Below are 21,796 nucleotides of genomic sequence, written 5' to 3' on the forward strand. Positions count from 1 at the left end.
TTAGCCCGCAAGTTTCTGGCTATGTGACCAAGGTAGCCGTGCAAGACTTCGCCAACGTAAAAGCGGGCGACTTACTCATAAAGATAGATGATCGAACCTTTCAGCAGCAGCTCGAACAAGCACAAGCAAATACCGAAGTAGCCCTTACTAACCGTTCTACTAATGAACAAGACACGCAAACCAGCCAAGCACAAATCGAAGCACGTAGGGCTGATTTGTATAGTGCCAAAATCAATGTAGAAAGCGCGCGTGAAGATGTCAACCGTTATCAAGGTTTGGATGCTATTGGTGCGGTATCGAAAGCAGAAGTTGCTCATATCAAGGCGCAATTGGCTCAAGCACAAGCAGGTGTACAGCAAGCAGAGGCTAATTTACAGGCCGCTCAAGAAAACCGTGAAAAAACTAGCGGTAGTCGCTCATCGCTGGACGCAAATATCAAAAATGCTGAGGCAGGCGTCAAGCAAGCGCAAATCAATCTAGACAATACTATCATCACTGCGCCTGAATCTGGCCAGCTAAGCCAAGTCAGTGTCAAAGAAGGTCAATACGTCAGCGCTGGTACGCAGCTCATGTATATCGTACCAAAAGGCATTTGGATCATTGCAAACTTTAAGGAAACTCAAATAGCCAATATGGCAATCGGCGAGCCTGCGACCATTCATGTCGATGCGCTTGGCAGTGCCAAATTTACGGGTCACGTGAGTAATATCTCGCCAGCGACTGGTAGCGAGTTTAGTGCTGCTGCTGCCAACCCTGCGACAGGTAACTACATAAAAATTGCTCAACGTATTCCTGTACGCATAGACCTAGACCAAAACCAGCCTGAACTGGCACGCTTACGCCCTGGCATGTCAGTCTCAGTGGATGTCGATACCAATATTAAATGAAAGGTTGAATAAAAAATTAAATAGAGAATAATGCCAAACAAGTTAAATAGTAGTTAACGTAAAAAAGCCACTCTAGATACCAAAGAAATTGGATTTAGAGTGGCTTTTTTAGTTTTCTATAATCTATAGCTTCAAACTACAACAACTATGGTAATAAACGTTTGGTTGTCCAGCCTTTATTGCCTTCACTGTCGTCGTCGCTACTGTGCGTATACACAATTCGGTCATGCATCCGATTGGCGCGACCTTGCCAAAACTCAATACTTTCAATCGTAATCTCATACCCACCCCAAAACTCTGGCGTTGGTACAGTGGTATTGTCAGGGTGCTCTGCTTGAAGCTGTTCAAATGTTTGCTCCATGATTGCACGATTGGCCACTTCACCACTTTGCGGTTGACTCACCCAAGCGCCTACTTGGCTATCATGGGGACGCTTTTGGAAGTAAGCAGCCGATTTATCAGCATCTATTTTAGCGATACTACCGCTGATACGGACTTGACGCTCTAGCTCATGCCAAAAGAATAATGCTTCAGCGTTAGGGTTTTCTGCGATATCCTGCCCTTTTGCGCTTTCATAATTGGTATAAAAAACAATACCTGTCTCAGTAATTTCGCGTAATAACACAATACGGACGCTAGGCTTATTGTCTGCGCCACATGTCGCCAAACTCATTGCATAAGGCTCTTGCACCTTTTGCGCTAACGCCTCGTTCATCCAAGCTTTAAAGAGCTCGAATGGTGACGTTGGTACTGACTGTTGGTCAAGCTCACCTTTCTCATATGAGAGGCGTTGGTCGGTAAAGTCCATGCTCATGGCAACTCCTTATTTGAAAACTATAATGTTGTTGTCTCGAATACCAGTCATTATCTTGAATACCAGTTATTGCCCTAAATACTATTAGCCTAGTACTGACTTTATAAGATCAGCTAAGTCATTAGCCATTACATCACACTCTATCTCATCATCTGATTCCACCATCACGCGAATCATAGGCTCTGTACCTGACTGACGTATCAATAGACGACCTCGACCCTCTAGCGTTGCCTGTGCTTTGTCAAAAGCAGCAACCAACTCCTCATGTTTGAATGGGTCTTGCATTTGAGACAAACGTACATTGACTAGCTTTTGTGGCAATACTTCAAAACCTTCAACAAGCTCACTTAACGCACGCTCTCTGGCTTGCATCACTGCCAATACTTGCAAGCCAGCAATGATAGCGTCCCCTGTGCGACTTTTGTCTAAGCAAAGAATATGGCCAGATGGCTCACCGCCCAATATCCAGCCATTAGCTTCTAAATCCTGCATCACATAGCGATCACCCACTTTTGCGCGAGTAAATTGAATATTTGCATCTTTTAATGCCAGCTCTAATCCCATATTACTCATGAGTGTGCCGACAACACCTTCAGCTTTGGTTTTACCTTGGGTAGCAAGTACATATAAGATACCGTCGCCGTCGACTAGCTTACCCGTCTCATCAACCATTACGATACGGTCGCCATCACCATCTAGTGCAATACCGACATCTGCTTCATGCTCAAGCACAGCCTTTTGTAAGCTTTCAGGATGGGTAGAACCACATTCAGCATTGATATTGATACCGTCTGGCGTATTATTGATGGCAATCACGTTGGCCCCCAACTCGCGCATTACTCTAGGTGCTACGCTATAGCCAGCACCATTGGCACAATCCACTACTACCGTCAGATGACTGAGGTCATATTGATAAGGGAAACTGCCTTTGCAAAATTCAATGTAGCGACCTTTTGCATCGTCAATACGATTGTTCTTACCCAAATTTGCAGGATCAAGAATAGGCATTATGGCAACATCACTACCAACGTCGTTCATAATTGCTGTCAATTTATCATTAATTGCAGTCTGCATCTCATCACTTATCTTTTTGCCGTCACCTGAGAAAAACTTGATACCATTATCATAATAGGGGTTGTGCGAGGCTGAGATAACCACGCCAGCATCTGCATTGAAACTACGGGTCAAATGCGCAATCGCTGGGGTTGGCAATGGACCAAGCATATAAACATCAACACCAGCCGCATTAAAACCTGCTTGTAATGCTCCCTCTATCACATAGCCTGATAGACGCGTATCTTTACCAATCACCACACTTGGCTTACGCGTAAGATTTTCATTTTTTTCTATGAGAACAAGCCCAGTGACGTAGCCTAGTTTTAAAATAAAATCCGGTGTAATTGGTAATTCACCAAATTTTCCGCGAATTCCATCAGTGCCAAAATAGCTCATTATGTGTTCCTCAAGTCAAAAAAATAAAAGGCCAAACGTATACGCAGGCAATACTATTGTTGTAATAATCTGTTTCTGTATTTTACAAAAAAAACAGCCAACAATAACAGAGCATTGTTGGCTGTTTGTATCTTAAGCTCGCTGCAGCCTTACGTCTCAGCTAACATCAATACATTTTAAATCTACAAAAGAGAAGTATTTTACAGAACGATCTAGTTTACTCGATAGTTCGGTGCTTCTTTAGTGATTTGCACATCATGCACATGCGACTCTTTCATACCCGCTGAGGTTACTTTGATAAACTGCGGATTGGTACGCATATCTTCAATCGTGGCAGAACCAGTATAACCCATTGATGAACGTAAGCCACCAACCAACTGATTAACGATACCCGCAACGGGTCCTTTATAAGGAACACGGCCTTCGATACCTTCTGGTACTAGCTTCTCTACGCCATCTTTTGCATCTTGGAAGTAGCGATCTGAAGAACCATTTGATCCTGACATCGCACCCAAACTACCCATACCGCGATAAGCTTTATAGTAGCGACCTTGGAACAGCTCAACTTCACCTGGCGCTTCTTCAGTACCAGCCATGAGTGAACCAACCATGATACATGATGCACCAGCAGCGATTGCTTTTGCCATATCACCAGAGTAGCGAATACCACCGTCAGCAATCAATGGAATGCTGTCTTTTAAAGCACTAGCAACATTATCAATGGCTGATATTTGTGGGACACCGATACCTGCGATAATACGCGTGGTACAGATAGAACCAGGGCCGATACCTACTTTTACTGCATCAGCACCTGCGTCACGTAAAGCGATTGCAGCTTCACCTGTTGCGATGTTGCCACCGATTACTTGCACATGTGGATAGTTTTTCTTAATCCAAGATACTTTATCGATCACGCCTTTTGAGTGACCGTGCGCAGTATCAACGACGATAACGTCGACATCAGCAGCGATTAATGCTTCAACGCGTGCTTGCGTATCGGCACCTGTACCAACAGCCGCGCCAACACGTAGGCGACCTTGCTCGTCTTTACACGCATTTGGATTGTTTTCAGCTTTGGCAAAGTCATTAACAGTAATCAAACCACGCAGGCGGAAATTATCGTCAATAACGATGACTTTTTCGATGCGATGCTCATGCAACAATCTTTTGATATTCTCGTTGCTTTCACCTTCATGTACAGTTACTAGCTGCTCTTTAGGCGTCATAATCTGGCTAACTGGCAATGACAAATTGGTCTCAAAACGCCAATCTCTATGGGTAACAATACCCACAACGTTATCTGTGCCTTTCTCGACTACAGGCACACCTGAGATATTGTTATCTTGGGTCAAACGCAGCAATTCACCAATCGTCATCTCTGGGTGGACAGTGATAGGATCAACAACGGTACCCGCTTCAAATTTTTTGACACGGCGTACTTGTGTGGCTTGCTTTTCGATGTCCATGCTCTTATGCAAAATACCCATGCCACCAAGCTGTGCCATTGTGATAGCCATTTCAGACTCAGTCACAGTATCCATTGCCGCAGAGATTAGCGGAAGATTAAGTGTGATGTTTTTGGTCAAACGAGTAGACAGATCAGCAGTTTTTGGCAGAACTTCAGAATAGGCTGGTAATAATAAAACGTCATCAAAGGTTAAGGCTTCATCGACAATTCGCAACATACAGACCCCTAGTGGTGGTTATTTTGATGGGTAGGAGCTCAGGGTTAAGCGTATCAATCATTGCAGCTGCAAGCACAGTGCCGACTCATCGCCAACCACTCAGTTATCCTATAAAAATAACGCCACATTATAACAAATAAGCGCCTCGCTGACACACTATATTTGTCAGATTATTTTACACAAGTGCGTCTTTATCGATGTCAATCATATCTCAAACCATCAATAGCTCGCTTTTAAAGCTAATCAAGCTCGCAAAGCTCATCGCTATTCCCAATCTCTAGTCGCTTCTTGTTAACGTAAAGCGCTCTGTGGGTAGATATTTGTTTTGCTGTGCATGCAGGTAACCAAGCATTTGCTCCCGTATCTCACAGGCCAGCGTCCATGCTTCTATAGGCCCTACTGATGAAACAGCGCCGCGCAGCTGAATGGTGTTTTCGGTTACATCAACCACATACATTTCAGGTTCTGTTTTATCATCCCAAAGTTTATTGTCCTTGACCATCGATATAAACGTCTCTCGGATAGCGTCAATATCTGCACCATAGTCGATATACAAAAACACAGGACAGGTCTGATGAACCTCTGTATGCGACCAGTTTTCTACTCGTTCAGTGATTAGCTCACGCATTGGCACGATCAAGCGACGCTCATCCCATGTTTTTAACACGGCATACGTGTAACGCAGGTCTTCAACCGTACTAAAATTACCGTCCATTATCACACTATCGCCGATTCGCACTGGCTGCGTCACTGCTACCTGTACACCAGCGATGATATTCCCTAATATTGGCTGTGCCGCAATACCGATAACCACACCTGCAATACCCGCTGAAGTCAATAAAGTTTTGCCAAGGCCTTCCATATTTGCAAATTCACTAAGACCTATCCAGAAGCTTCCCAAAATCATCGCGAAAATAAACACACGGCGAAATATTGATACATAAGTACGGCGGCGACGTTCTTTATCGAAATGCTCTGCAGCCAAATTTTCAATCTGCATGTCTTGATAGCGATTGGCAAAAAAGTTAATGATACGAATGCCTAACCACATGGTACTAAATACCAGTCCAATCCAAATCAATGGACGAGTAGATGAGGCGACTGCATCTAAATAAGGAAAACCACCAGAAACCAAGGTAAAAACCAGTGAAAAACTGATGGTAAAGGTTAATGGTACTGTTAGCTTGCTAACCAAATCTGCGACGCCATTGGTACTGCCAACATACACGCTGTATTTTTCTTCATCGATATAATGATTGATGATTTTTGCAGTACCTTTACTCAGTAGCCAACCCATCCCCATGGTTAATAAAAAGAACAATATCAGCGCTGAGAATTCCCATAGCGCAATTCCAAAAAACTTTAGCTTTAACCAAGTGGGCAAATAACGCTCAAACTCGGCTGGATGATACTGCTCATAGAGATTATCAATATTGCCTACTGTCTGCGCCGAAAATACCCAGACAGGGGCTTCATCCCCTACTCGTACTCGTTGCAAATAAATAGGAACACGGCGCTCGCGATAATCAACATAGCCAAGCTGAATAGAACGTCTGGCAATACCCATGACACTGCTATTATTACCAAGCGGTGGTTCAATTAAGCCATCGGGACGATCTGGCATATCATCGAATACATATAGCTCCTTTTCGGACAATAAAAAATCCAGTCGTTTTGTGAGATCAAGCGCACGACTACGTTGGCTTTTCTCATCAATCAAGTTCATATTTAGTGCGTAAGCGGCCAAATCATACTGCTGCTTCATTAACGCTGATTGAAAAAACTCTAAGGCTGCAAGCGGTGTTTCTAAATTAGCTGGCTCAGATAACGGTGGCAACCCTGCATTTAGTTTATCGAGAATATAGTAGCTCTCACTATATTCTCCGGTCAGTGCCGTATCCCCTTGTAGCCTGCCTGCCTGCTCTACTGCGTTACGTTCAGTAGGATCAAAGATTTCTTCAGTAATACCAGAAATACTAACACTTTCATCTTTAAGCGCATTGACTTGCTGAGCGGCATATTCAGAAAAACTATCAGGCTTACTAGGCGTTTGTTTTTCCGGCTCGCTCGCACTCTGTGCATTTTCACTATTTGCTGCATAAACGGGTGAATAGATGACATTTATAGCGACAATCAAAAAGCCCAACAATACTTGCAGCATGTGGCTTTTAAAACGACTTTTCTCTACATCTACTTGATGATTATCATCTGAGCGCAAAACATCACAATGATTGTTCATAGGATTTTGTTTAAGAGTATTCATGTTTTCAAAGCCATCAGTCTACAAAGGGAAGTATAAAAAATATATCGGTGCTGCTTTAACCTAATTCAGTAAGCAAAAAAAAGCCAGCCTAAAGCTGACTTAATTTATTACGAGATTTGTAGCTATTTACCCTATAAACGGCAAGAGTTGTTTTAAGCGCGGCGCCATGTGGTGCCAGCACGGCTATCTTCGAGCTCAATACCCGCCTCTTTTAGTTGCTCACGTATCTCATCAGCACGGGCAAAGTTTTTGTTGGCTTTAGACTCTGCACGTTCGATGATTAAATTATCAATAACCGCATCCGTTAGACCATCTTCTGCCTGATCACCAATCACTGCTTGCAAAAACTGCTGCACTGGCTGCTGTAAAATATTTAATACCTGCGCCAATGCTTTTAGTTGCTGTGCCAACTGCCATGCGGTGTCGACGTCTTCTGCTTTAATGGCTTTATTGATATCACGAGCCAATCCGAATAAGACACTGATAGCCGTCGAGCTATTAAAGTCGTCATTCATCGCCTTGATGAAGTCTTGACCAACCGCGCTATTATAAACTTCAGCCACTGAGTCTTCATTGATTACGATTGACTGTCCTTTTTGCTGCTCAGCCAATTTTAGTGCATTGTACAACCTACTTAGGCTATTATGCGCTTCATCTAAGGCACTATCAGAGAAGTTAACTTGGCTGCGGTAATGGCTCGATAATAAGAAAAAACGCACCGTCTCGGGTAAGTACTTTGCCATTACATCGCGAATGGTAAAAAAGTTGCCCAATGACTTAGACATTTTTTCGCCATCGACATTGATAAAACCAACATGCATCCAGTTGCGTGCATACTCACAACCAGTTGCTGCCTCAGACTGCGCGATTTCGTTTTCATGATGCGGGAACTGTAAGTCATGACCACCGCCATGAATATCAAAGGTGCTACCTAAGCACTTAGTCGACATCGCTGAACATTCAATATGCCAGCCTGGACGCCCTTGACCCCATGGTGATGCCCACTGCGGCTCGTCAGGTTTTGCCGCTTTCCATAGTACAAAGTCAAATGGATTGCGTTTATCATTTTCAACTTCGACTCGCGAACCTGCCTGCATATCGTCTAGATTGCGCTTAGATAATTTGCCATAACCGTCAAAGCTATCGACGGCATAATAGACATCACCGTTGTCGCCTGCGTACGCGTAGTTGCCAGTGACTAATGTCTCAATCATATCCTGCATATCATCGATATGATCAGTCGCACGTGGCTCAGCATTTGGCATCTCACAACCAAGGGCAGTCGCGTCTTCATGCATCGCTTCAATAAAACGCTGCGTCAATGTACCAATCTCTTCACCATTTTCAGCAGCACGGGCAATGATTTTATCATCGATATCAGTGATATTACGTACGTAGTTCACGTCGTAACCCAAACGTGCCAACCAACGAACAGCCATATCAAAACTGACCATCACTCGCGCATGACCAATATGACAATAGTCATAAACGGTCATGCCGCATACATACATACCAACCTGCCCTGCTTTGAGTGGTACAAACTGACGCTTGCTGCCAGTCAATGAATCGTAAATGGCAAGTTGGGACATCGCATCTGCAAGTGGTGTGGTCATAGTAAAAAAGCCTTGTAACGTGAATAAAATAGAGAAATGTGAAATCTCAGCCGCCGTATATGAATAAGTCATATCAACGACTGAGACTATAAATCCAGAAAATAAAAAATTCAGACCAAAAACGTCGTGATATAAAACGTAACCCATTATCTTAGCGAAAACAGGCGTAAAATACTACAATGAGCGTGCAACTAACGCTATTCAATCATAAAAACCGTTAAGGATGTAAAGATGGGCAATCGCTTAAGCAAAATATACACACGTACTGGAGATGACGGCAGCACTGGTATGGCTGATGGCAGCCGCCTTAGTAAAGCGGACGATCTATTTAGCGTCATGGGTGACATCGACGAGCTCAATTCGCATGTTGGCTTGGTATGTGCGCAACTAAAACACAATAAAGGGCAATCTATAGAGAAAGAGTTCTCTGAAGCCTTGGTCATCATTCAGCACTTGTTATTCAATATAGGCGGCGAGCTTGCCATGCCAGAATATGAAGGAGTTAATGCCACTCATATTGAATGGTTAGAGCAGCAAATAGATATGATGAATGCCACATTGCCACCGCTAAAAGACTTTATTCTGCCGACAGGTTCTATATTGGTCAGTCAATTACACGTGGCGCGTAGTGTATGTCGCCGTGCTGAACGTCAAGCTGTGATATTGCAGCAGCAGCGCCCACAAGCGATTCGAAGTACTGCTGTCAGCTTTATCAATCGCTTATCTGATTGGTTGTTTGTCGCTGCACGCTTCTGTACAGACCCAGAGAAGGTTTCTGAGGTGTTATGGGACAGCCAAGCATTGAAAACGTTCCTGACAGTCAATAATACAAACTAAGTATTTAGCAATAAAGAGCTTAAACACAAAAAACCCCGCGACACGATTGTTGCGGGGTTTTTATTATTGAGCGATAGCAATTCGGTTTACTAGAAATCGCTAACTCATTACAATGACCAATTAATAAGTCGCACTGTTGTCTTCAATGATGACCATATCAATGGTTTCATCTTTAGGTACGGCCTTTGGTGTAGCTGGCTTGCTAGGCTCAGCTGCTGCTTGGGTGTTTGCAGTCGAACTGCTCTGACTTTCAGCAGGTTTATTGATGGTTGGCGGTGGCGTAGGTTCAGTTGGGCGAATTGGCTCAACTGGCGTTACGGTTCTTGGCTGACGGATTGGCGCTGTTTGAGCCGTATCGTTGTTCTGTGTTGCACGGCGCTCAGCAGCACGTTGGGCGCGTTGCTCATCCATTGCAGTTTTAAAGACAGAACCTGCCATCACATCTGCAACAACAGTAATCAAAGCAGGCTGACCTGCAATACGCGTACGCACTTGACCGCCTTGAGTACCGACGATGTAAGTGAACGCGTCATCAACGAGCATATTGTTATTGATACGGATATTGTCTTGCGCTAAACGCGATTGTAGACTTGGCTGATTATTGGCCGCTTGTACCTGACTGGCTTGATACAAGTCTTCACTTGGTAGCGTCATGCTGACACTTGCTTGGCAGGTGGTCATGCCGTTCTCATTGGCTTGTTGCAAGATCGCAGCGTTTTGGACGTCAATGACAACACCATTGGTTTTTTCGCTAACCACACCATTTGCTAAACTGATTTCAGCATCATTTGCATAATTGGCAGCCAATGACTGTGCTTGTTGATTGAGCGTATTCTTTAGAGCTGACTTAAGGCGATCTTGCACCATAGGATCATCACAACTGATCGCAGGCGCAACACTATTTTCAGCATCGACCGTCTCTTGTTCTGTTAGCTCTGCCTGCTCAGTAGTGTCTTCTTTATCTGAGCGATCACAGCCTGCAAGCGCCAAACCACATACCAATCCAATCCCAGCAACTTTATGCCACTTGCTCAAACTTATATTTGCTACGCTCATACTAACTCTACTCCCAATTTACAGGTTCGTACCGCCACTGACTGACAGTGTTCAACATTCAAATCGCAACGCTAGCTGCTACAGATATGAAAACCACATCATTATACGGTGTTTAAATCAAATGGTCATTAGTGTAGCCCATGGATATACAAATAGTGCCCCTCATTGTGGAAAAAACCTGCGTTTGGTTGCAAAAACATAACAAACATTCGCAGATTTGGACTTTAAAAAGTCATATTCAAAAAAGTACGGATTGCATCGCAGTTTTTGTTAGACGTCGTTGATATGACGCTATATGATTGGGCATAAAAATCATCGATAATTGGTGCATATGATAAATTTTAGAGATACGTTGTTATTAGGTCATCGAGGCGCACGCGGTGAGGCGTTAGAAAATACTTTTTCAGGCTTTCAATACTCTCAAAACCTCAAGTCAAGAGGCTTAGCAGGCGTAGAGTTTGATATACAACTAAACGCTGACGGTCACTTAATCGTATTCCATGACGATGATTTAGAGCGTATGTGCGGTCGGCAATCACGTATTGATCAGTTAAAACTGACTGAGATTCAGTGCCAATTGCAGTTTGGCCAACCTATTATGACATTGGCGAGCATGGCACCTGCGCTTAGCGGGTTTAACGTTATTGAGCTTGAAATTAAAACGCATAGCCGTACCAATTATGCAGTATTGATTGCAGCGCTTCGGCAGGCATTTATTGATACACCTCTTGCCAGCTTACCAGTTGTGTTGACGAGCTTCGATGTCGAGTTACACAACCGTTTACAACGTCACAAACTATTATCTCATATGCCTCGCGGCTTGCTTATTCGTACGCCAGAAGCGTTGGCAAGCGCGACCAACACTGCATTGCAACTCGGTTGTATTCAACTGGGCATTCATTATCCGCTTTTGACCCAAGCCGTCATCAAGCATAGCCACCGTTATGGATTGCCCGTAAGTGCTTGGACGGTTAATGATATTCCCACCATTGAGCAGCTCATCAAATGGCAGACCGATGTCATCATTACGGATTTTCCAAGTCATTTGCTGTTGCCTTAACCGAGTTATCCGTACTTTTTTGATATTTAATCATTTTTTCGATAAACGCATTCTTTCCTACATATCTACCCTTCTTGTTACACTTCTCCTTCATGTCTGATAAGTCACTCGTATTTTTGATCAATACATTCTATAATCCATACAAGTTATTGTTATTTAGCAATATTTTTATAGTGTATAAGTGTTCACTTTACACGCTTTTTAAGGTACTATGGTGGCTTAAATTAATACCGTTAGGGATATTATATGATTGCAAAAAAAGCACTTGGCTTACCGCTTAAAGGCTTACGTTTCGCTATCAAATCTGGTGATACGCTTGTAAAGACCGCCAGCACTCAAGTAACGCGTTTTAAAACTCGTTTCGATGAGAAAAAAGCGCAAATGGCGCTTGATGAGCAGCCTGTTGCAAAACGCAATTATGCGAAAGCTTCTGAGCAAGCGGATCTTTCTGCGCAAGAGCAAAGCATTGATATGCGTGAGTTTGAATTTACCAAAGCACCAATTAACTGGATTCCAGCGGCTATTTTAGTAGCGACGCCAATTGCTGCTGCTGTGATTACGCCATGGTATCTATGGACTCATGAAGTTAGCGCTCCTGTTTGGGGTGTGTTTGGTGCCTTTATGGTATGGACAGGTATCAGTATCACGGCGGGTTACCATCGTCTGCTATCGCACCGTGCTTACAAAGCGCACCCTATTGTCAAAAACTTTTTATTGTTAGGTTCAACCTTAGCCGTACAAGGCTCAGCGTTTGATTGGGTTTCTGGACATCGTACTCACCATCGTCATGTAGATGATCGTTTGGACGATCCATATTCAGCACAGCGTGGTTTTTGGTTCAGCCATATTGGTTGGATGCTACGCAACTACCCTAGCGGTAAATTTGATTATAAAAACATTCCTGATTTGACCAAAGACAGAGTCTTACAGATTCAGCATAAATATTATGGTTTGTGGGTAGTTGCCATGAATGTTGGTATGGTTGCTGCTATTGGTTGGCTCATTGGTGATGTTTGGGGTACTTTACTGATCGCTGGTTTGCTGCGCTTGGTATTAACTCATCACTTCACCTTCTTCATCAATTCGCTATGTCATATGTTTGGTACACGTCCTTATACGGATACTAATAGTGCTCGTGATAACTTTTTCTTAGCTATCTTTACGTGGGGCGAGGGTTATCATAACTATCATCATTTCTTCCAGTATGATTATCGTAATGGCGTGAAATGGTGGCAATATGATCCAACAAAATGGTTGATTGCTGGTTTATCAAAAATCGGTTTAACGACGGATTTGCGTACTGTTGATGATACGACTATTAAGCATGCCGAAGTGCAAATGCAGTTCAAAGCAGCACAACAGCAGATCGATACAGCCACAAGCACTGGGCTTGATCTTCCTCATGCGATGAAGAGCTTCCAAGACCGCATTAAGTTTGAATACGATGCATTTAAACAAACTGTCGAAGAATGGCAATCACTGAAAGCTCAAACTATTGAAATGAAAAAAATAGAATGTGCTGATCGCTTACGTGAAGTTGATGATAAGCTAAAGCATGATTATGCGAAAATTGAACAGAAAATCCTTGAGCATAACAGCAATCTAAAAACCGCCTTCCGCTCTATTGGCGCTAACGAAAAAGCGGCTTAATTAACCTCTGATTTGTTTTATAATTTTGAAGCTTCTCCATCCCCCTATCCGTCCTAGATAGGGGGATTTTTTTGCTTATAATTTATCGCTTATGTCACTACAGCTACTTCTAACGACCTTATCATCATAATAAATGGTCAAATACATTGACTGAGCCATTGCCAGATTCAACCTACAAGCAATAACAATCTCGTTCATCACATTCAGTTAATTAACGACCGAAAAATTCATTTTCCGATCAGATATTACAAGAGACGGACAGAGTGCAACGATGCCATATGAGAGCTATGCTATAGTGACATTCTCACTTTTATATTTTAATGGAAACGGCCTGTATGCGTTATCAAAACACTTACGTCAACCTAGACACGCGCCTTTATCATGAGCAGCCACCGACGCCACTAGACAATCCTCGTGTCGGTCACTTCAACACTCAAGTTGCACAGCAGTTAGGCTGGGCAAACGACGAGGACCTGATGACCAATTGGGTTGAGATATTGGGCGGTCAATACGTGCCAGCTGATTTCAAACCACTATCTATGGCCTATGCTGGTCACCAGTTTGGACAATGGGCTGGGCAATTGGGTGACGGACGCGGTTTGCTCATGGCGCAAGTACTCGATAATCATGGGCAGCCACAAGACTTGCATCTAAAAGGCGCTGGCTTGACACCCTATTCACGCATGGGTGATGGACGAGCAGTCTTACGTAGTACCATTCGCGAGTACCTGTGCGGTCATGCATTGACGCAGCTTGGCATCCCCTCATCTAACGCTCTAGGGTTTGTGGTATCTAATACGAGAGTGCGCCGTGAGCGTATCGAAGCAGGTGCAGCACTAATGCGTGTGGCCGATAGTCATATTCGTTTAGGTCATGTCGAATGGATTGCTAGCTTTGCCCCTGATGTACTGGGTGAGTTCACTAACTATATGATTGACACTTATTATCCAGAGTGCCGCGATAGCGAAACACCTGTCTTAGCTTTCTTGACCGCAGTGATTGAGCGTACGGCGCGTATGATTGCTGATTGGCAATTGATTGGCTTTGCTCACGGTGTCATGAACACAGATAACTTATCTATCACAGGCAGTACTTTGGACTTCGGGCCGTTTGGCTTTATGGAGCGCTTCAATCCTGCATGGATTAATAATCACTCAGACCATACGGGTCGCTATGCTTATCAGAATCAGCCTGCTATCGGGCACTGGAATCTAAATGTTTGGCTGCCACACTTTATGCGCCTAGAAGGCGTCACTCGTGAGACTCTCTCTGAGTGCTTAGCACCTTACGAAGCAACCTTTATGCAGCACTATCAGCAAGGTCTGTGCCGCAAGCTTGGCTTACCGCATCAAAGAGAAAGCCTCAACTTGGCTTTTGAATGGTTGACACTATTAGAAGACAATTTGCTCGACTATACCAATAGCTTCCGCGCCCTACTCGGTTTGGTCGCACCAGCAGATCATCCTTATGAACAAAAACTACTGGCTACTATGACCACTGAATTAAGCAATGATGCGCAGCAAGTATGGCAAGACTGGTCAACACGTTATCTTGCAAGCATCGAGCAGCTGTCACTTGAGCAGGCAGTTGATGACATGACAACCAACAATCCTGTTTATGTCCTTCGTAATGGCATGGCGCAGCGTGCAATTACTGCCGCAGAGCAAGGTCAGTTTGAAGAGGTTGATCGAGTGTTTCGTTTATTAGCCAATCCTTATAGCGTGCAAGATATCGCTAATGATCTAGATAGTAATGCGCCTGCGCCTGATACACCGCAGATGCCTATTAGTTGCTCGTCTTAGTAGTTGCTCGTCTTAGTAGTTGCTCGTCTTAGTAGTTGCTCGTCTTAGTAGTTGCTCGTCTTAGTACCTTTCAATTCTGTAATATTTTGAAATATTATGAAATTAAGGTTGATATCTAACCGCATTTTTTGGCATTATCAACGAGATAAATAACGAATATCATTTTATTATATTATTCGCACAATTCACCGTTGTTGACTAGGCAGTGAATTGGCTATAATGCTAGAATGAATATTTTAGCTAGTTTGCTTTTTTGACCTGATTTTTGATCGTCGACCATGATTTTGATGGTCGTGAGTCGTTTAACGTCTTTGTACCTTTCAATTATTATCATTCAATGATCTTTGGAGGGTTAGACGTTGTTTTTTATCACCATTTAATTTATTCCAATTTATTCCAACCATGGCAATTATTATGAATGACGATACCACTTCGAATACGGATAACCTCAATACAGAAAAAGAGCAGTTTGAACAAGCTGCCTTACATTACCATGAGTTTCCACGCCCAGGTAAAATTTCGGTAACCCCTACTAAGCAGCTAGCCAACCAACGTGATTTAGCACTCGCCTACTCTCCAGGCGTTGCTGTACCTTGTCTTGAGATCCAAAGAGATCCAAAACTTGCGTCTAAATACACGGCACGTAACAACCTAGTTGGTGTTATCACTAACGGTACTGCTGTATTGGGTCTGGGTAATATCGGTCCATTGGCATCGAAGCCAGTTATGGAAGGTAAAGGCGTTCTATTTAAGAAGTTCGCAGGTATCGACGTTTTTGATATTGAAATTGCTCAAAACGATCCAGATAAGTTCATCGAAGCGGTTGCCTCGCTTGAACCTACCTTTGGTGGTATCAACTTAGAAGATATCAAAGCACCAGAATGTTTCAAAATTGAGCGCGTACTACGTGAGCGCATGAACATTCCTGTGTTCCATGATGACCAACATGGTACGTCAATCATCGTTGCCGCAGCCATGCTAAATGCTTTGTTGATTACTGGCAAAAAAATCGAAGAGATTAAAATTGTTTGTTCAGGTGCAGGCGCAGCAGCTATTTCTTGCCTAGATATCATTTGCGCGCTTGGCGTTAATAAGAACAACATTATTGTTTCAGATTCACGCGGTATCATCAGTACTAGCCGTGAAAACCTTGATGAAACCAAACAACGCTATGCTCGTGATGTTACGGCTACTTCTATCGAAGAAGTCATGGACGATGTCGATATGTTCTTAGGCTTATCTATGCCTGGTACATTGTCTGAAGACATGGTTCGCCGTATGGCCAAAGACCCTATCGTCTTTGCACTTGCCAACCCAACACCTGAAATCATGCCAGAATTGGCACATGCCGTACGTCCAGACGTCATCATGGCAACTGGTCGTTCAGACTATCCAAACCAAGTAAACAACGCGCTATGTTTCCCATACATCTTCCGTGGTGCATTGGATGTTGGTGCGACCACCGTTAACGAAGAGATGAAAGTCGCCTGCGTAAAAGCAATCGCTGCGATGGCACACGTTGAAGCCACTCCAACTACCAGCGCTAGAAACATCGAAAAGATGCAGAGCTTTGGTCGTGACTACTTAATCCCAGGCCCTCTAGAGCCAAATCTAATCATTGAAATCGCATCTGCTGTTGCCAAAGCAGCGATGGATTCAGGCGTTGCCACGTTACCTATCGATGACATGCAAGCCTATCGTCAGCGTCTGTCTGAGTTTGTTTATAACTCAGCGTTTGTCATGAAGCCAATCTTTGCTCGTGCTAAAGCCGATCCAAAACGTATCGTGTACTGTGAAGGTGAAGACAACAATATCTTACTTGCTGTGCAAGTCGTCGTTGATGAGAAGTTAGCACAACCTATCTTGGTTGGTCGCCCTTCAGTTATCGAAGCCAATATCAAAAAGCTAGGCCTACGTCTAAAAGCTGGCGAGAACATTACCATCGTCAACGTTGATGACGATCCTCGCTACAAAGACTACTGGCAGGGCTACTACGAGAAGAACAAACGCCGCGGTGTAAGCATTGAGCTTGCTCGTCGTGATGTTCGCCGTAAGACGACTTTGATTGGTTCTTTGCTGGTTGAAAATGGTGCAGCAGATGGCATGGTATGTGGTACCTTTGGCCATTACCAATTGCATCTAAAATACGTTGAAAGCGTCATTGGCAAAAAACAAGGTATGAACGACTTCTATGCGATGAATGCGGTACTCATGCAAGATCGTAATATCTTTATCGCTGATACTTATGTCCATGAAGACCCAACAGCTGAGCAATTGGCTGAAATGACTGTCTTGGCAACGGATCAGCTACGTCGCTTTGGTATTACGCCACGCGTCGCGCTAGTGTCTCATTCTAACTTTGGTGCTTCAGATCGTGCCAGCGCTGTCAAAATGCGCAAGGTTCATGAACTATTAACAAATATGAATGTCGACTTTGAGTTTGAAGGCGAAATGCAAGGTGATGCCGCGCTTAACGAAAATATTCGTCTAAACGATATGCCATCAAGCCCGTTAAAAGGTGCGGCGAACCTGCTTATCTTGCCAACCCTTGATGCCTCAAACATCGCTTTCAACCTGCTTAAAACAGCGACTGGCAGTGCTTCTATCGGCCCTATCCTATTAGGTACTAATAAGCCGGTACACATTTTGACACCATCAGCGACAGCACGTGGTATCGTTAATATGACTGCATTGACCGTTACTGAAGCGCAAGACCTAGAAAACGAAAAATAGTCATATATCATACCCAGTATGAATGCACTGTAGTCGGTTCAAGTTAATTTGGATGCAAGGAAGCCGAGTGAAAGTACTACGAGTAGTAGACTGAGCGAGGCTGACACCATACTCAATTTATAGAGGATTGACTATATTAAGAAGGGCTCTGTCATCCATTGACAGAGCCCTTCTGCTATACTAAAACCAGTCAATGCAACTTATAGAGCATTGGCTGGTTTTTTGATTCATAAAAATTGAGCTAGTGATATAAAGCTCGATAATAACAAGAGGCTTCTATGCAAATTTACCTCGTAGGCGGTGCTGTACGCGATCGACTGCTCAAGCGTCCTATCAAGGACAAGGACTTCGTCGTCGTTGGTGCTACCGTGGCAGAGATGATTGACGCAGGGTTTCAACAAGTCGGTGCTGATTTTCCGGTGTTTTTGCACCCGACCAGTCACGAAGAATATGCCCTAGCACGCACAGAACGTAAGCAAGGCTCAGGCTACAAAGGTTTTAGCGTACATGCCAGCCCTGATGTTAGTCTAGAGGATGATTTGCGCCGTCGTGATTTAACCATCAACGCGATGGCAATTGAAGTTACCAGCTTAACTGACGATACCCCGATTAATGGACAAGTCATCGACTACTATGGTGGCCTACAAGACTTAAAAAGTAAGACATTGCGTCATGTGTCTAATGCTTTTAATGAAGATCCATTACGTGTACTTCGAACAGTGCGCTTCTATAGTCGTTACTACGATTTAGGGTTCACCATCGCGGATGACACTTTAACGCTGATGCGTCAATTGGTTGATACAGGAGAGCTGGCTCATTTAAGCGCCGAACGTATTTGGCAAGAATCGAGCCGTGCAACTATGCAGTTATCACCGCAAGTCTATTGGCAAAAACTGTTTGAAATTGGTGCGCTCATAGAGTATTTCGCGCCATTGCATCATGCTTGGGACAATATCCAAATAAGAGAAACAGCGCAGACAGCATTATATTTTGCAGGCCAAATGCGTCTAAACTTGTCACAGCGTTGGGCGCTACTAATGACTAGCCTGTCTTCATCATTATTTAATAGCGAAAACTCTGAGTCTACGTCTAACGTATCAACCGCTATAAAAAATATTAACGCTATCGGTAATAAAGCCAAAGTCCCCAAAGCACATACTCAGTTCGCAATTTTATTCGCTCAGCAAGCTGACAAACTAAGCACAATAAACAGTCTAAATGCGGCTGAAAAAATCGATCTAATCCAAGCCTGCGGTGCGCATAAGGAGCCTGACAAGCTCTCTCAACTGCTAGTGTGCAGTCATGTGTTACAGCTAGCAACACAGCATCGCCAAATGATGTTAGCACTAAACAGCTTTCACGCCATCGGTATGACTGACATTGCGCCAGACCTTAAAGGCCCGGCTATTGGTACAGCCTTACGACAAAGCAGGATTGAACACTTGCAAGCGCAAGAATGATATAGACAAGCACCTTAGAGAAAAAAGTAGTATTGCTATGGACCAAGAAACTAATGCCTACCAAGCAGAAAATATCAATAACCAAGCGCCAGTGATGCTTGTCACAGGTAGTGCTAGGCGCATTGGTGCGGCTATTGTTAAAGCGGCTCATAGGCAAGGTTACCGCGTCATCATTCATTGTCACCGTAGTGAACAAGACGCTAATGACTTGGCTGACCATCTGAACGACATCCGTGCTAATAGTGCAAAAGTTATCGTTGCTGACTTGACAATAGTTAATGATAAAGCAGCTTTAGACAGCTTTGTTAAAAATATCGTAGAGGCGTTTGGACAGCTTGATGTATTGGTGCATAATGCTTCGCGGTTTTATCCTAGCCCGCTCGGTAGTATCAATCATGCACAGTGGGATGAGTTGCTTTTGACCAACGCGAAAGCCCCTTTATTACTGAGCCAAGCCCTATTACCTTATCTTAGGCAACAACAAGGCTGCATTATTAGCTTATTGGACATACACGCGCATGATAGACCGTTTAATAACTACACTGTCTACAACATGGCAAAGGCTGCACATCGGATGATGGTACAGTCGCTAGCGCTAGAGATGGCGCCAGAAGTGCGGGTTAATGGGGTGGCACCTGGGGTCAATATTTTACCTGACCCTACTAGCGACCAAGCTATTGATAACGAGCAGCAACAAAGTATTATCAATGCTATCCCCATGCGGCGCATAGGCCAACCTGATGAGGTTGCTCATAGCGTACTATATCTTGTTCAGGCAAATTATGTCACAGGAGAGATTATCACTGTGGATGGAGGCCGTAGTCTAACCATAGCTGGCGGTCACCTGTAATACAAAAATATGGCTCAATAAAAAATATCTTGATTACTGCCTATCTTTTACTTGAAAAATTAAAAAAATCAGGTATCATTGTGCGTCTAACGTTAGGGCCCATAGCTCAGTTGGTTAGAGCAGAGGACTCATAATCCTTTGGTCGTAGGTTCAAGTCCTACTGGGCCCACCAAATTCAAACCCTTACAGTCATTGACTTGTAAGGGTTTTTTATTGTCTAAATTTCATGCAAGTGCACTGATATAATTAATTTTTTGATACTATCTTGATACTTTGACCCTTGTAGTAATTAAAGTATGATGACTACTAATACTATGGTTATATACTGCTGCATGGGTGATATATGAAAGTTAAACTTACCAAAAAATTTATTGATTCAATAGACTATACCGCTAAAGGTACTGATATCTATATGGATGATGTATTAACTGGATTTGCGCTACGTGTCGGTAAGCAGTCTAAACGCTATACATTGCATAAGCGCATCAATGGAAAGCTGTATAGAGACGAAGTAGAAGAAACGCATTTAATTACACTAACCGAAGCACGTGAAAAAGCAAGCATAATGATGGCTAACATCAAAAAAGGCATGCATGTTTATGACGGGCTTCATGAGAACCTAGAAGATCCGAAAGATAAGACCAATAATGTGCCAACACTGCAAGAAGCTTATGACTACTTTAAATCAACGAAGACTGGCTTAGCTGAAGGCACTATTACCACTTATGACCGTCAAATACTACATAAGCTAAAAGTCTGGCTAAATATCTCTCTAAATGATATTACTAAGTCAATGATAAGTGATAAACATAAGGAGATAAGCAAGCATAGCGAAGCTCAGGCTAATGCAACGATGAGAGCTCTGCGATCAGTTTGGAATTATTGCCGTGATAGCTTTTTAGATGATGACGAAGACTTTTTAATAAAAGAGCAACCTATACGTATACTCAATGCTAAAAAAGACTGGAATAGAATTAAACCACGTACCAAACATATTGAAGAAGAATATATAGGTATGTATCTTAAAACGCTTTTAAATTATGTTGATAGAAGCTCACACATGCAAGCGCCCCATAGCAATAATGCACGAGATATCATGCTATTTTTTATGTTTACTGGTGTGCGTTTAAACGAAGCGCAGTCTTTAAAGTGGTCTGACATCGACCTTAAAGCTGGCAGGATAATATTCAAAGATACAAAAAACGGTTCTGATTATCATATGCCTACTAGTAATATTTTACAGGCCCTACTCGAAGAAAGGTGGAGAATGAGTTCTGGTAAGCAATGGGTATTTCCAAGTGACTTGCAAGCCAGCGATGATCATATAAAAGACTTAAGTGGTAGTTACAAGGCCATAGGTAATCAAGCAAACCTATATATTACTCCACATGATCTGCGTCGTACTTTCGGAACGGTAGCCAATAGCTTAAATATCAGCTATCCAGTCCTTAAACGCTTGCTCAATCATCGTGAAGCTAAATCAAGCGATGATGTTACCCTACAGTATGTTCAAGTGTCACAGCGGCAACTAAGAGACGCTTTAAACTCAATAGAGTCCTTTTATTGTCAGCATGCTAGCTTGACACAAGCTGAAATAATCAGTAAATATTACTAACCTACTAAAATTCCAAGAA

15 protein-coding genes and 1 tRNA gene are annotated in these 21,796 nt (G+C 43.2%); 10 read left to right on the top strand and 6 right to left on the bottom strand.

From position 1 onward, the window contains the following. A partial coding sequence (locus CXF61_RS09315) for an HlyD family secretion protein (RefSeq protein WP_165598004.1) occupies window positions 1–887 on the top strand: 887 nt, incomplete at its 5' end. 145 nt (window positions 888–1,032) lie between these two features. Here the strand turns inward: CXF61_RS09315 and pdxH are convergent. The 5 genes from pdxH to cysS form a co-directional block, all read right to left on the bottom strand. Next, window positions 1,033–1,695 carry a pyridoxamine 5'-phosphate oxidase gene (gene pdxH, locus CXF61_RS09320; RefSeq protein WP_193834211.1) on the bottom strand — a complete coding sequence of 221 codons (663 nt, stop codon included), beginning with the start codon at window positions 1,693–1,695 and terminating at the stop codon, window positions 1,033–1,035. Between the two features lie 90 nt (window positions 1,696–1,785). Continuing rightward, window positions 1,786–3,153, bottom strand: a complete 1,368-nt coding sequence (gene glmM, locus CXF61_RS09325) for a phosphoglucosamine mutase (protein WP_165598006.1) — start codon at window positions 3,151–3,153, stop codon at window positions 1,786–1,788. Between the two features lie 212 nt (window positions 3,154–3,365). Then, on the bottom strand, window positions 3,366–4,838 hold the full coding sequence (guaB, locus tag CXF61_RS09330) for an IMP dehydrogenase (RefSeq protein ID WP_057760534.1): 1,473 nt from the start codon (window positions 4,836–4,838) through the stop codon (window positions 3,366–3,368). A 277-nt stretch (window positions 4,839–5,115) separates the two neighbouring features. Continuing rightward, entirely contained in the window at window positions 5,116–7,101 is a 1,986-nt protein-coding gene (locus CXF61_RS09335) for a mechanosensitive ion channel family protein (RefSeq protein ID WP_227526652.1), read from the bottom strand. Between the two features lie 152 nt (window positions 7,102–7,253). Further along, complete coding sequence (gene cysS / locus CXF61_RS09340) at window positions 7,254–8,714, bottom strand: cysteine--tRNA ligase (RefSeq protein WP_165598007.1); 1,461 nt, start codon at window positions 8,712–8,714, stop codon at window positions 7,254–7,256. 231 nt (window positions 8,715–8,945) lie between these two features. On the opposite strand from cysS, the gene CXF61_RS09345 reads away from it, so the two are divergent. Further along, a complete protein-coding gene (locus CXF61_RS09345) occupies window positions 8,946–9,551 on the top strand; it encodes a cob(I)yrinic acid a,c-diamide adenosyltransferase (protein ID WP_165598008.1) in 606 nt (201 codons plus the stop codon). 120 nt (window positions 9,552–9,671) lie between these two features. Here CXF61_RS09345 and CXF61_RS09350 read toward each other — a convergent pair whose 3' ends face one another. Then, window positions 9,672–10,607 (bottom strand): hypothetical protein, encoded by a 936-nt coding sequence (locus CXF61_RS09350; protein WP_165598009.1) that lies wholly within the window; start codon window positions 10,605–10,607, stop codon window positions 9,672–9,674. Between the two features lie 331 nt (window positions 10,608–10,938). Here CXF61_RS09350 and CXF61_RS09355 point away from each other — a divergent pair, with 331 nt between their 5' ends. The 8 genes from CXF61_RS09355 to CXF61_RS09390 all read left to right on the top strand — a co-directional run bounded on the left by CXF61_RS09355 (window position 10,939) and on the right by CXF61_RS09390 (window position 21,777). Further along, a complete protein-coding gene (locus CXF61_RS09355; protein ID WP_165598010.1) occupies window positions 10,939–11,667 on the top strand; it encodes a glycerophosphodiester phosphodiesterase in 729 nt (242 codons plus the stop codon). A gap of 471 nt (window positions 11,668–12,138) precedes the next feature. After that, a complete protein-coding gene (locus CXF61_RS09360) occupies window positions 12,139–13,317 on the top strand; it encodes an acyl-CoA desaturase (protein ID WP_179799003.1) in 1,179 nt (392 codons plus the stop codon). 335 nt (window positions 13,318–13,652) lie between these two features. Next, window positions 13,653–15,119, top strand: coding sequence for a protein adenylyltransferase SelO (locus tag CXF61_RS09365; protein ID WP_165598011.1), 1,467 nt, complete (start codon window positions 13,653–13,655; stop codon window positions 15,117–15,119). A gap of 414 nt (window positions 15,120–15,533) precedes the next feature. Next, the gene (locus CXF61_RS09370; RefSeq protein WP_165598012.1) at window positions 15,534–17,852 is read left to right on the top strand and encodes an NADP-dependent malic enzyme; all 2,319 of its coding nucleotides are present in this window, start codon (window positions 15,534–15,536) and stop codon (window positions 17,850–17,852) included. 278 nt (window positions 17,853–18,130) lie between these two features. Continuing rightward, a complete protein-coding gene (locus CXF61_RS09375; protein ID WP_165598013.1) occupies window positions 18,131–19,312 on the top strand; it encodes a tRNA nucleotidyltransferase/poly(A) polymerase-related protein in 1,182 nt (393 codons plus the stop codon). Window positions 19,313–19,349: 37 nt separating this feature from the next. Beyond that, entirely contained in the window at window positions 19,350–20,162 is an 813-nt protein-coding gene (locus CXF61_RS09380; protein WP_165598014.1) for a pteridine reductase, read from the top strand. Between the two features lie 95 nt (window positions 20,163–20,257). Beyond that, window positions 20,258–20,334, top strand: a tRNA-Ile gene (locus CXF61_RS09385). A gap of 171 nt (window positions 20,335–20,505) precedes the next feature. After that, entirely contained in the window at window positions 20,506–21,777 is a 1,272-nt protein-coding gene (locus tag CXF61_RS09390) for an integrase family protein (RefSeq protein WP_102078009.1), read from the top strand. The last annotated feature ends 19 nt before the right edge of the window (window positions 21,778–21,796 follow it).

The organism is Psychrobacter sp. 4Dc, assembly GCF_002836715.1.
Lineage (GTDB): Bacteria > Pseudomonadota > Gammaproteobacteria > Pseudomonadales > Moraxellaceae > Psychrobacter.